The sequence below is a fragment of the Ensifer adhaerens genome (assembly GCF_001270265.1).
GTDB classification, from domain to species: Bacteria; Pseudomonadota; Alphaproteobacteria; order Rhizobiales; family Rhizobiaceae; genus Ensifer; species Ensifer adhaerens_B.
In genome coordinates this window covers 710274-726615 of sequence record NZ_LGAP01000001.1, presented here as the reverse complement: position 1 = coordinate 726615, position 16342 = coordinate 710274, and the positions used below count along the sequence as shown (strand labels likewise).

The window sequence follows — 16342 nt, the reverse complement described above, 5'->3', positions numbered from 1 at the left end:
GAATTACGGAAAATGACGACTGCAAGCGATATTCTGAAGCAAATCAAGGACAACGACGTCAAGTTCGTCGACCTGCGCTTTACCGACCCCAAGGGCAAGCTGCAGCACGTAACGATGGACGTCGTCTGTGTCGACGAAGACATGTTCGCCGACGGCGTCATGTTCGACGGCTCCTCGATTGGCGGCTGGAAGGCGATCAACGAGTCTGACATGGTGCTGATGCCCGATCCGGAAACAGCGCATATGGACCCGTTCTTCGCGCAGTCGACGATGGTCATCATCTGCGACATTCTCGATCCGGTTTCGGGCGAATCCTACAACCGCGACCCGCGCGGCACGGCGAAGAAGGCCGAAGCCTACCTCAAGGCCTCCGGGATCGGCGACACCGTCTTTGTCGGCCCGGAAGCCGAATTCTTCGTCTTCGACGACGTCAAGTACAAGGCCGATCCGTATAACACCGGCTTCAAGCTCGACTCCTCGGAACTGCCGTCCAACGACGACACCGACTATGAGACCGGCAACCTTGGTCACCGCCCGCGCGTCAAGGGCGGCTATTTCCCGGTCCCGCCGATCGACAGCTGCCAGGACATGCGCTCCGAAATGCTGACGGTTCTCTCCGAAATGGGCGTGACGGTCGAAAAGCATCACCATGAAGTGGCGGCTGCCCAGCACGAACTCGGCGTCAAGTTCGACGCGCTGGTTCGCAACGCCGACAAGATGCAGATCTACAAGTACGTCGTGCACCAGGTTGCCAATGCCTACGGCAAGACCGCAACCTTCATGCCGAAGCCGATCTTCGGCGACAACGGCTCGGGCATGCACGTGCACCTGTCGATCTGGAAGGACGGCAAACCGACCTTCGCAGGCGACGAATATGCCGGCCTGTCGGAAAGCTGCCTCTACTTCATCGGCGGCATCATCAAGCATGCGAAGTCGTTGAACGCCTTCACCAACCCGTCGACGAACTCCTACAAGCGTCTCGTCCCGGGCTACGAAGCCCCGGTCCTGCTCGCCTACTCCGCCCGCAACCGTTCGGCTTCGTGCCGCATTCCGTTCGGCACCAACCCGAAGGCCAAGCGCGTCGAAGTCCGCTTCCCGGATCCGACCGCCAACCCCTACCTCGCCTTCGCAGCGATGCTGATGGCCGGCCTCGACGGCATCAAGAACAAGTTGCATCCCGGCAAGGCCATGGACAAGGACCTCTATGACCTGCCGCCGAAGGAACTGAAGAAGATCCCGACCGTTTGCGGCTCGCTGCGCGAAGCGCTCGAAAGCCTCGACAAGGATCGCAAATACCTGACCGCCGGCGGCGTCTTCGACGACGATCAGATCGATTCCTTCATCGAACTGAAGATGCAGGAAGTCATGCGTTACGATATGACCCCGCACCCGGTCGAGTACGACATGTACTACTCGGTCTAAGACCGACGGGCCGGGCGGCGGATGCCGCGCCCGGTCTGAAAGCGAGACGCGGCAAGCCGGCGGGGTTCAAGGAGCCCCGCCGGCTTGTTTTTTGGGGGGCATGCTGCCGCGAAGCGGAAGAGGACGAGGCAGGCGTACACGAAGCCGTGCATGGCACCCTATTGATGTTTTGGGTTTGGCAACCCAGATAATCCCTTGAAAGGATGTGTTGCGTCATGAAACAGAGAAACGCGAAATTCGAGATCGGACAGGTGGTTCGCCATCGGGTTTTCCCGTTCCGCGGCGTCGTCTTCGACGTTGATCCGGAATACGCAAACACCGAGGAATGGTGGAATGCCATCCCCCAGGAGATCCGCCCAAGCAAGGATCAGCCCTTCTACCACCTGTTCGCCGAGAACGACGACAGCGAGTATGTCGCCTATGTGTCCGAACAGAACCTGGTATCCGACGAAAGCGATCGGCCGATACGCCACGCCCAAGTCGACGCCCTGTTCGAGAAGGACGACATCGGGCACTACAAGCCCAAGGTGACGTTCCGCCACTAGTGGCTTGGCCTGTTGCACTCGCTCAAATGAAAAACGCCCGGACTTCGTCCGGGCGTTTCTTTATTCTTGACGTGAGCCGAAGGGCTTAGTTCTGCTTTGCGGCCTTCTGGGCTTCTTCAAGCTTCTTGCGCGCATCTTCAGCCTTCTTCTGCATTTCTTCCTGCAGCAGGCGCTGACGCTCTTCGAGCTGCGACTGTTCGATCGGCTCGCCGTCGAAAATGCCGGTAAAGCCTTCGAGGCCCATCTTGATCGGGTTCGGAGCGCGCTGGAAGTTGACGGAGGTGAAGACCACCTCGTTACCCTTCTTCAGGCTTGCGATCAGCTGGTCGGACAGCGGAGCCTCAGCCACGCACTTGTCAGGCATGCAGATGGCGTAGTCGAGCTTCACCGGCTTGCCGCCGTCGATCTGCATCTGAACGCCGGTCGGGATCAGCCGCGCGGACGGAACCGAGATCTGCAGAACCTTGCGATTGACCTTGCCCGTGACGGTGATGAGGCCCACTGCGGTAATGAGCTGACCGTTGTTTGCCGTCAGCAGGTTCTGAACGATGCAGACATCGTTGTCTTCCTGCTTGGTGCAGACCTTGAACCAACCCTGCGGGGGCTTGCCACCTGCCTGCTGGGCAGATGCAACGCCCGGAACACCCGCAGCTGCTACAGAGAGCGCCAGCGTTGCCAGTCCCGCACGTTTGGTGAAGTTCGACTTGAAGATCATTGTGATTCCGTCTCCTGAAATCCGGTAACGGAACAATTCGTTCCGCAGGTGAGTATCGTCAGCCGCCGTTGTCCTGTTGGCCAAATAAGGCAAATGCATGACCCCGTTTCCGGAAACACCTGTTACATTGGCTCGTACGGTTTATCCAGTGTTTCTTGCTTTTTTTTGACCTCTTGCCTGCCGGAATTTGGGTATAGCGTCGGTTGGAATTGTCGACCGGCATTGGTAACGTGCCGGGAATCGGCCAAATGCCACTTCACTGGAGATAACGTTGCGCACAATTCTTTCCGGTCTGGCCATCCTGTTGGCCGCAACCGCATTCGGTGGCGCCGCGACGGCCGCTCCCGTGCACGCCATTTCGATGCACGGGGAGCCCGCCCTGCCCGCGGATTTCAAGAGCTTCCCCTACGTCAATCCCGATGTAAAGAAGGGCGGCAAGATTTCCTACGGCGTGGTCGGGACCTTCGATAGCCTCAACCCTTTCATCCTGAAGAGCATGCGCACGACGGCGCGCGGCATGTGGGATCCGGAATACGGCAATCTCGTCTACGAATCGCTGATGCAGCGCTCCCGCGACGAACCGTTCACGATGTACGGCCTGCTCGCCCAGACGGTGGAATGGGACGACGACCGGACGTTCATTCAGTTCAACATCAATCCCGATGCGCGCTGGGCCGATGGGCAACCGGTAACAGCGGACGATGTCATCTTCACCTTCGAGCTGATGCGCGACAAGGGTCGGGTTCCCTTCGCCAACCGCATGGCGAAGGTGGCCAAACTCGAAAAGGTCGGCGACCTCAGCGTCCGCTTCACCTTCAACGAAGATGCTGACCGCGAACTGCCGCTGTTGCTTGGACTTTCTCCAGTCCTGCCGAAACATGCAACCGACGTGGCGACCTTCGACCAGACGACGCTTAAAGCCCCGCTTGGTTCAGGCCCCTATCGCGTTGCCGAGGTAAAACCGGGCGAACGCATCGTCTATCGCCGCAACCCGGACTATTGGGCAAAGAACCTGCCTTCGAAAGTCGGGTTCGACAACTACGACGAGATCTCCGTCGAGTACTTCCTCCAGGAGAACTCCCTCTTCGAAGCCTTCAAGAAGGGCGAAATCGACATCTACCCGGAGGGCAGCGCCACGAAATGGGCGCGCGGCTACGATTTTCCCGCTGTTCGCTCCGGTGACGTCGTCAAGGAGACTTTCACGCCGAAAACGCCGTCGGGCATGCTCGGCATCGTCTTCAACACGCGCAAGCCGATGTTTGACAACCTCAAGCTCCGCCAGGGGTTGGCGCTGGTGTTCGACTTCGAGTGGGTCAACAAGAACCTGTTCGACAGCGCCTATACGCGGACCCAAAGCTATTGGCAGAACTCGGCACTTTCGTTCCTGGGCGCCGCGGCGGACGACCGCGAACTCGGGCTGATCGGTGACGTGCGCGAACACATCAACCCGGCGATCCTCGACGGTACATATCGGTTGCCGGTGACGGATGCATCGGGCCGCGACCGCAATGTGCTGCGCGTCGCCGTCTCGCTCCTGCGCGAGGCCGGTTATCAGATCAAGGACGGCAAGATGGTCGATGCCAAGGGGGCGCCGCTCGCCTTCGAGATCATGAGCCAGAATGCCGGCCAGGAGAAGATCGCCCTTGCTTACCAGCGCTTCCTGGCGCCGCTCGGCATCAAGGCCTCCGTGCGCACGGTCGACGATTCGCAGTATCAGCAGCGCAGCCAGTCGTTCGACTACGACGTCATCATCAAGTCGTTCCCCTCCACGCTCTCGCCGGGCATCGAGCAGGTCGGGCGCTGGACCTCGCAGTCGCGCGATCGTCAGGGCAGCGACAACTTTGCCGGCGTTGCCGACAAGGACGTCGACCGGATGGTCGAAAATATCCTGCAGGCCAGAACGACAGAGGATTTCACTGCGGCCGTTCGTGCCCATGACCGGTTGCTGATCAACAATTCCTATCTTGTGCCGCTCTACCATCTGGATGCCCAGTGGGTCGCGCGGCGCAAGCATATCGGCCGGCCGGCCGCCGTACCTCTCTACGGCTACCAGTTGCCCGCATGGTGGGACGAGAACGTCCAATAAAGGGTCGGCTCCCTCTACAGAGCCGCGCGTTTTATCAGACGCGCCAAGGTCGCTGTAGCACTTTGAATTGCTGCATGTTTTATCCTTAAATCGAATGCGATTTAGGGATAAAACATGCAGAAGGTAACGCACTGAAAGCCTGTTGGAACCGGCTTATCTCGCAGCTTTGTCCAAGAGGAAAGGCACCTACATCATGCAAACCGTCAGCATCGATATCGTCTCCGACGTCGTCTGCCCCTGGTGCTATCTCGGCAAGGCCAGACTCGATCAGGCGATCGCCAATGTCCGCTCGGAAGTACAGGTCGCCATACAGTGGCGCCCCTACCAGCTCAACCCCGACCTTCCGCCGGAAGGCGTGGATCACAAGCAACATCTCGCCGCCAAGCTCGGCGGTCAGGCAGCGGTCGACCGAGCACATGAAACGCTGAACGCACTCGGCAATGCCGATGGCATCGCCTTCGATTTTGATGCCGTGAAGATCAGCCCGAACACGCTCGACGCGCACCGGCTCATTCGATGGGCAGCGACCAATGGCGAAGTGGCGCAGTCGGCCGTCGTCGGCCTGCTCTTCAAGGCGAATTTCGAGGAGGGCCGCAATGTCGGCGATCAGTCGGTTCTGCTCGATATCGCCGCCGAGGCCGGCCTCGACCGACCAGTGATCGCGGCGCTCCTCAACTCGGATGCCGACAAGGATGCCGTCAGGGAAGAGATCGGCATGGCGCGCGAAATGGGCGTGACCGGCGTCCCCTGCTTCATCCTCGACGGGCAATATGCCGTGATGGGTGCGCAATCGGTCGACGTGCTCAGCAACGCCTTGCGCGAAATCGCTCAGATGAAAGCGAGCGGCGCGCCGAATTAGCATGGCTGAAGTTCTTTCACGCCGCCACTGGGCGGCGGCGTGAACGTGATTATGCCTGTTTCGCCAATCCTGCGAGCTGCGTCATCACCATCGCCGCGCCCGACAGGCGCTTTTCAGGCGTAACCAGCTCGCGCTGGAAGAAGATGCTATGATCCGGCCTGATCTTCGCCAGTGTGCCCTGCTTGGCGATGTAGCCAACCAGCGCTGCAGGGTTCGGGAATTCCTTGTTGCGGAGCTGCACGACCACGCCCTTCGGACCGGCATCGAGCTTTTCGACATTGGCCGTCCGGCAGAGCGACTTGATATAGACGATCTTCAGGAGGTGCTGCACCTCGATCGGCAGCGGGCCGAAGCGGTCGATCATCTCCGCGCCGAAACCGTCGATCTCCTTGAGGTCCGTCAACTCGCCCAGGCGGCGGTAAAGACCGAGCCGCAGATGCAGATCCGGCACATAGTGCTCCGGGATCATCACCGGCGTGCCGACAGAGATCTGCGGCGACCAGCCGGTATCGTGAACCTCTTCCTCGCCCTTGAGTTCTGCGACCGCTTCCTCGAGCATCTGCTGATAGAGCTCAAATCCGACTTCCTTGATATGACCGGACTGTTCTTCGCCAAGCAGGTTGCCGGCGCCGCGGATGTCGAGGTCGTGGCTTGCCAGCTGGAAGCCGGCGCCGAGCGTATCGAGTGACTGCAACACCTTCAACCGTCGCTCGGCTGTCGCCGTCAGCGTCTTGTTGACCGGCAGTGTGAACAGCGCAAAGGCGCGCACCTTCGAACGACCGACGCGGCCGCGAAGCTGATAAAGCTGCGCCAGACCGAACATGTCGGCGCGATGCACGATCAAGGTATTGGCCGTCGGCACATCGAGACCGGATTCGACGATGGTCGTCGACAGCAGCACGTCATAGCGCCCCTCATAAAAGGCGTTCATGATGTCTTCGAGCTCCGTTGCCGGCATCTGGCCATGGGCGACGGCAACTTTCAGCTCCGGCAGGTCGGATTTCAGGAAATCATGGATCTCCGAGAGGTCGCTGAGGCGCGGGCAGACATAGAAGCTCTGGCCGCCACGATAATGCTCCCGCATCAAGGTCTCGCGGATCACCAGCGCGTCGAACGGCGAGATGAAGGTGCGGACCGCCATGCGGTCGACAGGCGGCGTCGTGATGAGCGACAGTTCGCGCACTCCGGTCAACGCCAGTTGCAGCGTGCGCGGGATCGGTGTCGCCGACAGCGTCAGCACATGCACGTCCGACTTCAAGTCCTTCAGCCGTTCCTTGTGCTTGACGCCGAAATGCTGCTCCTCGTCGATGATGAGCAGCCCGAGATTGGCGAAATTGACCGTCGTTCCGAGCAGGGCATGGGTGCCGACCACGACGTCGGTCTTGCCGTCTGCCACTTCCTTCTTTGTCAACGCCAGTTCCTTGGAGCCGACAAGGCGCGAGGCCTGCTGGATGCGGATCGGCAGGCCACGAAAACGTTCGGTGAATGTCTTGAAATGCTGTCGTGCAAGCAACGTCGTCGGCACGACGACGGCGACCTGAACCCCGTTCATTGCCGCAATGAAGGCTGCCCGCAACGCAACCTCCGTCTTGCCGAAGCCGACGTCGCCGCAGACAAGGCGGTCCATCGGCCGGCCGCTGCCGAGATCCTCGCGCACGGCGTCGATCGAGTTCAGCTGATCTTCGGTCTCGTCATAGGGGAAGCGCGCGACGAACTCGTCATAGACGCCATCCTGGGCCACCAGCACATGTGCATGCCGGGTATGGCGCTCGGCTGCGATGCGGATGAGGCCACCCGCCATATCGAGCAGACGCTTCTTGAGCTTCGCCTTGCGGGCCTGCCAGGCGACGCCGCCAAGCTTGTCGAGGATCGCGTCCGTACCCTCTGAACCGTAGCGGGACAGGAGCTCGATGTTTTCGACCGGGAGGAAGAGCTTGGCGTTGTCGGCATAAACGAGCTCAAGGCAGTCGTGCGGCGCGCCGACAGCTTCGATCGTGCGGAGTCCGACGAAACGGCCGATACCGTGTTCGGCGTGCACGACGTAGCTGCCTTCATCAAGGCCCGCGACCTCGGCAATGAAGTCGGCACCACGCTTGCGCCGCTTGGAGCGGCGGACCATGCGGTCGCCGAGAATATCCTGTTCGCCGATAACGACGAGATCGCCCGTTTCAAAGCCTGATTCAAGGCTGAGAACCGCCGATGCAGCTTCGCCCGGCTTCAACGTCTTGACGTCGGCCAGAGCCTTGATCTGGCGAATGTTGCCGAGACCATGTTCCACCAGCACCTGCAGCAGACGATCGAGAGACCCCTCGCTCCAGCCTGATATAACGACCTTAAGACCTTTGGAGCGCTTCTCGGCGATGTATTTGACCGCCTGGTCGAAGACGTTGACGCGATCGCTCTCGGCCTCGCCTTCGCCAGCCGTCTTTGCCCAGCGCACGCCTTGCCGCGCATCGACGGTAACGACCTGGCGGGCCTCGCCTTCCTGCTCGTTGAAGGGCGTGAGCCGGACGGCGTTGCGCTCAGCGAGCGCGGCGGAAAATCCTTCAGAGTTCAGATACAGGAACTCCGGCGGCACGGGCTTATAGGGCGTGCCCTGTGTCGCGAGCGACTTGCCCGGCGATGCCGCCGTATGGCGTGCGTCATAATAATCGAGAATGAGCTTCGAGCGTTCGGCGGCGGCTTCCCGCGCCAGATGATCGGTGACGATGCGGAAGCCGTCGAGATAATCGAACACGGTTTCGAGGCGATCGTAGAAGAGTGGCAGCCAATGTTCCATGCCGGCATAACGACGCCCCTCGGAGACGGCCTGGTAGAGCGCATCATCGCGGGTCGTGGCGCCGAAGAGCGACAGATACTGCTTGCGGAAGTGGCTGATGGTATCCGGCGTCAGCGACACCTCGCTCATCGGATTGAGGTCGAGCGAACGAACCTGGCCGGTCGTGCGCTGGCTGGCCGGATCGAAGGACCGGATCGTCTCAAGCGTGTCGCCGAAGAAATCAAGCCGGAGCGGATCGGCGCTGCCGGGGACGAAGACGTCGAGGATGCCGCCGCGCACGGCGTACTCGCCGACTTCGCGAACGGTGGCCACCCGCTCGAAGCCGTTGCGTTCCAGACGCGCTGCGACATCGTCCATGCGCACCTGGTTGCCCGGGCGCGCGGAGAAGGCGAGGCTTTCGATCACATCCTGCGGTGAAATCTTCTGCAGCGCCGCATTGACCGTCACCAGCACGATGGCGGCATGCGGCTTCTTGCGGTGAGCAATCAAGGCGCTCAGGGCCGCGAGCCTGCGCGCTGACGTATCAGCACTCGGCGATACACGGTCGTAGGGAAGGCAATCCCAACCCGGCAAAGTCAGGACCGGAATATCGGGGGCGACGAAACCGAGGACCTGCTCCAGATCGGCTATGCGCTGCCCATCCGAGAGGATGTAGGCGACCGGCGTACCGGCACGCGCCAGATCGGCAAGCACCAGCGCTTCGGCGCCGGATGGAACCGGGCCAATCGTGACTTCACGCGTCGCAGCGACAATCTTCTTCGGGTCAAGGCCAGCCAGCATCGATCTATTTCATCTCTTCGGGGAGCCGCTCGAAATCGGGGCGGTAGGCAGCGATGCGCTCGAACATCGCCGTCTGGTAGCGCTCAGGCACCGGCTTTTCGCCGATGATCCACTTGACGAGATCGTTGTCTTCCTCGGCCATGATGGTTTCGAGCTCGTCCAACTCAACCTCAGACAAGCCGGAAAGCTCGGCTTCAGCGAACTGTCCGAGGATCAGGTCCATTTCGCGGATGCCGCGATGCCAGGCGCGAAACAGAATCCGGCGGCGACGCGGATCGAGATCGGCGCTGGTGCGTGAAATGCCAGTCATGGGGGATTCCTTCCTGCCGCCCGAGGAGGTACGGTTTGTCGTCAATGGGCTCTATAAACGCTGAATAGATGATTGTCAGCCTTGCCAAACCTCGAATTGTCGTCGCAATTTCACCACCATGCGCCCTGCCCTGCTCGACCCGCTCTTTTCACCGCTCAATACTTTGCCCGGCATCGGCCCGAAGATCGGCGAGCTGTATGCCCGCCTTCTCGGCCGTGAAAACATCGAAGACTGCCGCGTCGTCGACTTGGTATTCCATGCACCGCATTCGTTGATCGATCGACGGCAGCAGCCGGGAATCGCGAATGCACCGCAAGGCGTCGTAGTCACGATCACCGGTCGGGTCGATCGCCATCAGCCGCCGCCGCCGGGAAAGCAGAACCTGCCCTACCGCATCTTCCTGCATGACGACACCGGAGAACTGGCGCTCACCTTCTTCCGCGTCAAAGGCAATTGGCTGGAAAAATCGCTGCCGCTCGACGATACCGTGATCGTCAGCGGCAAGGTCGACTGGTTCAACGGCCGGCCGTCGATGGTTCATCCGGACTATATGGTCAAGGCGAGCGAGGCGGATAACCTGCCGCTCGTCGAGCCCGTATACGGCCTGACAGCCGGCCTCTCCGCCCGCATATTGCGCAAATCGATCGAGGCGGCCGTTGCCCGCGTGCCAGAGATGCCGGAGTGGATCGACGAGACACTCGCTTCGAAGCAGAGTTTTCAAAGTGCAGCCGACAGCTTCCGTGCGCTGCATGAACCTCGCGACGCGACTGATATCGACCCGCAGGCGCCGGCGCGCAGGCGACTCGCCTATGACGAGTTCCTGGCCGGCCAACTGTCCCTTGCCCTCGTTCGCCAGCGTCTTCGCAAGGTCGCCGGCACACCGGTGCATGCAACGGGCAAACTCTCCGGCCCCGTTATCGCCGCTCTCCCCTTCTCGCTCACGGCGAGCCAGTCGACCGCGATTGCCGACATCCTCAAGGACATGTCCGGAAGCGACCGGATGCTGCGGCTGTTGCAGGGCGACGTCGGCTCCGGCAAGACCATGGTCGCGCTGATGGCGATGCTGGCGGCGGTCGAATCAGGCGGCCAGGCGGTGTTGATGGCCCCAACGGAAATCCTCGCTCGACAGCATTTCGCGACGCTGTCGAAAATGGCGGCTCCTGCAGGCATCACCATGGACGTTCTGACCGGGCGCACCAAGGGCAAGGAACGCGATGCGATCCTGGAGCGCATCGCCTCCGGCGAGACGCGGATCGTGGTCGGCACGCATGCCCTCTTCCAGGACACCGTCAATTACGACAGGCTGACGCTTGCGGTCGTCGACGAACAGCATCGCTTCGGTGTCCACCAGCGTCTGCGCCTGACCGCCAAGGGCATTTCCCCGCATATGCTCGTCATGACGGCAACGCCGATCCCGCGCACGCTGGTGCTTGCCGCCTTTGGCGACATGGATGTTTCCAAGCTGACGGAAAAGCCGGCCGGGCGAAAACCCATCCAGACGGTCACCATTCCGACCGAGCGGACCGACGAGGTCGTCGACCGCCTCTCTGCAGCCCTCAAGGAAGGCAAGAAAGCCTACTGGATCTGCCCGCTCGTGGAAGAATCCGAAGCCATCGACGTCATGTCCGCCGATGAAAGATACCAGGGGCTCTCCAGACGCTTCGGTCGGGATGTCGGCCTTGTGCACGGCCGCATGAACGGCGCGGAAAAAGACGCCGTCATGCTCGCCTTCAAGAACGGTGAAATCCGCCTGCTCGTCGCGACGACCGTCGTCGAAGTCGGCGTCGACGTACCGGATGCCACCATCATGGTCATCGAGCATGCGGAACGCTTCGGCCTGGCGCAATTGCACCAGTTGCGTGGCCGCGTCGGTCGTGGTGACGAGGCCTCGACCTGCATCCTGCTCTACAAGAGCCCACTTGGCGAAACCGGCCGTGCAAGGCTCTCGATCCTGCGCGACAGCGAGGACGGCTTTCTGATCGCCGAGGAAGATCTGAAGCTGCGCGGCGAAGGTGAGTTGCTGGGAACGCGCCAATCCGGCACGCCCGGCTTTCGTATCGCCAGCCTCGAAGCACATGGTGACCTGCTCGAGATCGCCCGCAAGGACGCCGCCTATATGATCGAGCGCGATCCGGATCTCACCTCGCCGCGTGGCGAAGCGCTCCGAACCTTGCTTTATCTTCATCGCCGCGACGAAGCGATCCGCTTCCTGCGCGCCGGCTGAATCGTCAGGCGGTTTTCTGCTGGGCGATCTTGCGCGGTGGAGCGTTGGCAAGTGGCCTGTAGTCGGGAGCGACGAGGCCGCCGGAGATCAGCAGCTTGGCCGCATCCTCGGCGCTCATTTCAAGCGGGATGATCTTGTCGCGGGGCACGAACAACAGGAAGCCGGCCGTCGGGATCGGCGTCGGCGGCAAGAACACGGTCACCATATCCATGCCACGCTCGGCGAATTTGGCGGCGACCTCGCCTTTCACATCCGTTGCGATGAAGACGAGCGACCAGAGGCCAGGGCTCGGATACTCGATCAAGCCCGCCTTCTTGAACGACGAAGATTGCTCTTGAAGCACCGTCTGGAAGATCTGCTTCAGCGATTTGTAGATGGTGCGAACGAGCGGCGTCCGGCTGACAAGGGACTCGCCGAAGGCAACGATCGACCGCCCCACCAGGTTGGCGGTGAGGAAGCCGACCAATGTGATCACGATGAGCGCGACCAAAAGCCCGAAGCCGGGAATAGCCACTGGCGAATAGGTGTCAGGATTATAGAAATTCGGCAGATAAGGCTTCACCCATCCGTCGGCCCATTCGATGAAGGTGCGGACCAACCAGACGGTAATGGCCAGCGGCGCACAGATGATCAGCCCCGTCAGGAAATAGTTCCGCAACCGGGTCGCAATGAAGCTGCTCTTCGAATTTTCCGTCATGCCTCTTCCGTTTAAACCTCACTCCGAACCGAAAGCCGGATGATAGGCAACCGTGCCTGCCGGCACCGCGCCGGAGAAGGCCAGCGCCATGAAGTATTGCGGCGCACAACCCGGGAATACAAGAGAAGATTCGTTACGGAATCTGAACTTTTGGTAATAGTCGGGATCACCGACGACCACGCAACCCGACGCCCCGGCGGCGGTAAGCATCGCAAGCCCCTCGCGGATGAGTCGGCTGCCCACGCCCTGCGCTTGTCGCCCCGCCAAAACCGCCACGGGGCCAAGCCCGAACCAGCCCGATGACGGCGGCGTGAGTGCTACCGGCGAGAAGGCGACGTGACCGACAATCTGGCCTTCATCCTCGGCAACGAGCGAGAGCGTCAGTGCGCCCTGGTCCCGAAGGCGCTCGATGATGAAGGGCTCGCTCTGGTCGCTGTGCGGATGCCCTTCGAAAGCAGCGGCAGTTACGTCGTGGATCGCCCGCTCGTCGCCCTTTCTTTCCGGTCGGATGACGATCATTCGACCGTTACCGATTTTGCGAGGTTGCGGGGCTGATCGACGTCGGTACCCATGAACACGGCCGTGTGGTAGGCAAGCAGCTGAATCGGCAGCGAGAAGATTATCGGCGCGATGATTTCGTCGACGTTCGGCAGAACGATCGTCGCCATCGTCTCGAGCTTCGAGGCGGCTGCGCCCTTTTCGTCGGTGATCAGAATAATCCGTCCGCCGCGGGCTGCCACCTCCTGCATGTTCGACACGGTCTTCTCATAGAAGCGGTCATGTGGGGCGATGACGATAACCGGCATGTTTTCGTCGATCAGCGCGATCGGGCCGTGCTTCAGTTCGCCGGCGGCATAGCCCTCGGCGTGGATATAGGAAATTTCCTTGAGCTTCAGCGCGCCTTCCATCGCCAGCGGGAAGCTGGTGCCGCGGCCGAGGTAGAGCACGTCGCGGCACTTCGAGAGTTCGCGCGACAGCATCTCGATCTTCGGCTGGATGGTATTCAGCACCTGGCCCATGATCCGCGGCATTTCCGCGAGGTGGCGAACGAGCGCCTGTTCCTCGTCGGCGGAGACCGTGCCACGGGCTCGGCCGGCGCCGATCGACAACGCGGCAAGCACCGCCAGCTGGCAGGTAAACGCCTTGGTCGAGGCAACGCCGATCTCGGGGCCGGCGAGGATCGGGAACACGGCGTCGGATTCACGCGCGATGGTCGATTCACGGGTGTTGACGACCGCGCCGATCTTCAGGCCATGGTCCTTGCAATACCTGAGCGACGCCAGCGTATCGGCGGTCTCGCCCGACTGCGAGATGAACAGGGCTGCCGACTGCGACGACAGCGGGATTTCCCGGTAGCGGAACTCGGAGGCGACGTCGATTTCGACCGGAAGGCGGGCATAGCGCTCGAACCAGTATTTGCCGACGAGACCGGCAAGATAGGCGGTGCCGCAGGCAGAGATCGCCAGACTCGGCACACCGGCAAAATCGATCGAGCCCGTGAGGGCCTTCACCCGGTTTTCGGCAAAGTCGATGTAATGGCCGAGCGCATGGGAGATCACCTCCGGCTGCTCGTAGATTTCCTTTTCCATGAAGTGCCGGTGATTGCCCTTGTCGATCATGTAGGCGGCTGCCAATGAGATCTGTCGCGGGCGATCGACGGCATTGCCGGCGAGATCGAAGATATGGGCGCCATTGGCGCCGATCACCGCCCAGTCGCCGTCGATCAGATAGGTGATCTCGTTGGTAAACGGCGCCAGTGCGATCGCATCGGAGCCCAGAAACATCTCGCCCTTGCCGTGGCCGATCGCCAGCGGCGGACCGTTGCGGGCGGCCATGATCGTCGATGGGTCGTCCTGGTAGAGCACGGCCAAGGCATAGGCGCCGGTCACCCGCTTCAGCATCGCATGCATGGCCTCGCGCCGGCCAAGACCGTCACGACGGAACTTTGCCAGGAGATGCGCCACCACTTCCGTGTCGGTCTCGGTCTGGAACGTCGCACCGGCGGCAATCAGTTCGTCCTTCAGCGCAGAGAAGTTCTCGATGATGCCGTTGTGAACCACAGCAACGCCATCGGTGAAATGCGGATGTGCATTGCGTTCGGTCGGGGCGCCGTGCGTCGCCCAGCGGGTGTGGGCGATGCCGATCGTGCCGGCCAGCGGCTCTTCGCGCAGGCGGGCTTCCAGATTGACCAGCTTGCCTTCGGCCCGGCGGCGCTCAAGCGCGCCGGCATTGACGGTCGCGACCCCGGCCGAATCATAGCCGCGGTATTCCAGGCGCTTCAACGCATCGACCAGTCGCTCCGAGACCGGCTGGTTTCCAACAATGCCAACAATTCCGCACATAGTCGTCTCCGAATTCGTCCCGCGCCGTTTCGACGCCCCAATCGACAGGGCGGAAGTCCCGCCCGGCGCGTTGCCTTGGTAACGCATTTGCCGGACGAGGCAATCCGCCCCGATTTCACTTTCGGTTTCAGTATTTAACGCGAACCTATTTGGCCGCCTTGGCCGCCTTTTTCGCAGCCTTCAGTGCCTCGTAGCGTTCACGCAGGACACGCGCCCTGCCCGGCTTGATCTCCTGGCGCGCGCGGCCGAAGGCAACGGCGTCGGCCGGCACGTCCTCGGTGATGACGCTGCCGGAGGCGACCAGGGCGCCGTCACCGATCGTCACCGGTGCGACCAGCGAGGAATTCGAGCCGACGAAGGCATTCTCACCAATGCGGGTTTCGTGCTTGTTCACGCCATCATAATTGCAGGTGATCGTGCCGGCACCGATGTTCGAGCCGGCGCCGACGAAGGCATCGCCGATATAGGTCAGATGGTTGACCTTGGCGCCAGCGCCGATTTCCGCCTTCTTGACCTCGCAGAAATTACCGACCTTCGACTTTTCGCCGAGATCGGCACCGGGCCGCAGACGGGCATAGGGGCCGACGGTTGCGCCGGCACGCACCGTCGCTCCCTCGACATGCGAGAAGGCATGGATGATCGCGCCGCTCTCGACGCGGACGCCCGGGCCGAACACGACATTCGGTTCGATCAGCACATCCTGCTGCAATTCCGTGTCCCAGGCGAGGAAAACAGTTTCCGGCGCGATCATAGACACGCCGGACAACATCAGCTCGTGACGGCGGCGCTGCTGCCAGAGCCGCTCGATATAGGCGAGTTCGGCGCGGGTGTTGCAGCCGGTCAGCTCCTCCTCAGGCGCCTCGACGGCGATGGCGCGACCGCCGATCGCCCGCACGATCTCGACCAGGTCTGTCAGGTAGTATTCGCCCTTGACATTGGCATTGCCGATGCGGTCGAGCAGATCAAGCGCCTTGCGGCCATTGATCGCCATCAGCCCGCCATTGCAATAGGTGATGCGGCGTTCTTCCTCGGTTGCATCCTTGTGCTCGCGGATCGCGATCAGCGCGCCGTCGTCGACGATCAGCCGGCCATAACCCGAGGGATCGGCAGCCTCGAAGCCGATGACGACCACATCGTTGCCGGCGGCCAGGCCATCGCGCGCTGCCTTGAGCGGCTCAGGCGTGATCAGCGGCGTATCGCCGAAGACAACCAGAATGTCGTCAAAACCCCTGGATATCGCTTCGCGCGCCGCCAGCACCGCATGTCCGGTGCCAAGACGCTCCTTCTGCAGGAACGAAGCGATCGATACGCCGTCGATGCCGGCAGCACCTGAAACAGCCTCGGCGTCGCGTCCGACAACGAGAGCGACGTCGGAAATCGATGCGCGCGAGAGCGCGGCCACCACATGGGCAATCATCGGCCGGCCGGCCACCGGATGCAGCACCTTCGACATGGACGATTTCATCCGCGTGCTTTCACCCGCAGCCAGTACAATCGCCAGGCAACTCCGTTCCATCCAATGAACTCCTTGGTCTTTTTTTTGAGGGCCGATATCCGGCTGCCCGATTCGGCCCCTTCATATC

The 16342-nt window shown here is 61.5% G+C and carries 12 protein-coding genes; 5 read left to right on the top strand and 7 right to left on the bottom strand.

The genetic code is table 11. The features are described 5' to 3' along the window. The first annotated feature begins 12 nt into the window (after window positions 1-12). Together glnA and hspQ are read left to right on the top strand one after the other, a co-directional pair. Window positions 13-1422: a type I glutamate--ammonia ligase gene (gene glnA / locus AC244_RS03485; RefSeq protein ID WP_053247387.1), complete on the top strand. Its 1410-nt coding sequence runs from the start codon at window positions 13-15 to the stop codon at window positions 1420-1422. A gap of 215 nt (window positions 1423-1637) precedes the next feature. Beyond that, window positions 1638-1967 carry a heat shock protein HspQ gene (gene hspQ, locus AC244_RS03480; protein WP_025427014.1) on the top strand — a complete coding sequence of 110 codons (330 nt, stop codon included), beginning with the start codon at window positions 1638-1640 and terminating at the stop codon, window positions 1965-1967. 85 nt (window positions 1968-2052) lie between these two features. On the opposite strand, the gene AC244_RS03475 is transcribed toward hspQ, so the two are convergent. Next, the gene (locus tag AC244_RS03475; RefSeq protein WP_053247386.1) at window positions 2053-2682 is read right to left on the bottom strand and encodes an invasion associated locus B family protein; all 630 of its coding nucleotides are present in this window, start codon (window positions 2680-2682) and stop codon (window positions 2053-2055) included. A gap of 271 nt (window positions 2683-2953) precedes the next feature. Between AC244_RS03475 and AC244_RS03470 the strand changes: the two genes are divergently transcribed. Both AC244_RS03470 and AC244_RS03465 read left to right on the top strand, forming a co-directional pair. Beyond that, on the top strand, window positions 2954-4768 hold the full coding sequence (locus tag AC244_RS03470) for an extracellular solute-binding protein (RefSeq protein ID WP_082366716.1): 1815 nt from the start codon (window positions 2954-2956) through the stop codon (window positions 4766-4768). Window positions 4769-4961: 193 nt separating this feature from the next. Beyond that, window positions 4962-5627 carry a DsbA family oxidoreductase gene (locus AC244_RS03465; protein WP_053247665.1) on the top strand — a complete coding sequence of 222 codons (666 nt, stop codon included), beginning with the start codon at window positions 4962-4964 and terminating at the stop codon, window positions 5625-5627. A gap of 49 nt (window positions 5628-5676) precedes the next feature. On the opposite strand, the gene mfd is transcribed toward AC244_RS03465, so the two are convergent. Together mfd and AC244_RS03455 are read right to left on the bottom strand one after the other, a co-directional pair. Beyond that, window positions 5677-9186 carry a transcription-repair coupling factor gene (gene mfd, locus AC244_RS03460; RefSeq protein ID WP_053247385.1) on the bottom strand — a complete coding sequence of 1170 codons (3510 nt, stop codon included), beginning with the start codon at window positions 9184-9186 and terminating at the stop codon, window positions 5677-5679. Between the two features lie 4 nt (window positions 9187-9190). Continuing rightward, window positions 9191-9496 (bottom strand): succinate dehydrogenase assembly factor 2, encoded by a 306-nt coding sequence (locus AC244_RS03455; RefSeq protein ID WP_053247384.1) that lies wholly within the window; start codon window positions 9494-9496, stop codon window positions 9191-9193. Window positions 9497-9614: 118 nt separating this feature from the next. Here AC244_RS03455 and recG point away from each other — a divergent pair, with 118 nt between their 5' ends. Then, complete coding sequence (gene recG, locus AC244_RS03450; protein WP_053247383.1) at window positions 9615-11720, top strand: ATP-dependent DNA helicase RecG; 2106 nt, start codon at window positions 9615-9617, stop codon at window positions 11718-11720. A 4-nt stretch (window positions 11721-11724) separates the two neighbouring features. On the opposite strand, the gene AC244_RS03445 is transcribed toward recG, so the two are convergent. The 4 genes from AC244_RS03445 to glmU form a co-directional block, all read right to left on the bottom strand. Beyond that, window positions 11725-12417: a DUF502 domain-containing protein gene (locus AC244_RS03445; protein WP_053247382.1), complete on the bottom strand. Its 693-nt coding sequence runs from the start codon at window positions 12415-12417 to the stop codon at window positions 11725-11727. Window positions 12418-12435: 18 nt separating this feature from the next. Next, window positions 12436-12933 (bottom strand): GNAT family N-acetyltransferase, encoded by a 498-nt coding sequence (locus AC244_RS03440; protein ID WP_053247664.1) that lies wholly within the window; start codon window positions 12931-12933, stop codon window positions 12436-12438. After that, window positions 12933-14759, bottom strand: coding sequence for a glutamine--fructose-6-phosphate transaminase (isomerizing) (gene glmS / locus AC244_RS03435; protein ID WP_053247381.1), 1827 nt, complete (start codon window positions 14757-14759; stop codon window positions 12933-12935). The genes AC244_RS03440 and glmS overlap by 1 nt, the downstream gene beginning before the upstream one ends. Before the next feature lie 145 nt (window positions 14760-14904). Next, window positions 14905-16275 (bottom strand): bifunctional UDP-N-acetylglucosamine diphosphorylase/glucosamine-1-phosphate N-acetyltransferase GlmU, encoded by a 1371-nt coding sequence (gene glmU / locus AC244_RS03430; protein ID WP_053247380.1) that lies wholly within the window; start codon window positions 16273-16275, stop codon window positions 14905-14907. Between the last annotated feature and the right edge of the window lie 67 nt (window positions 16276-16342).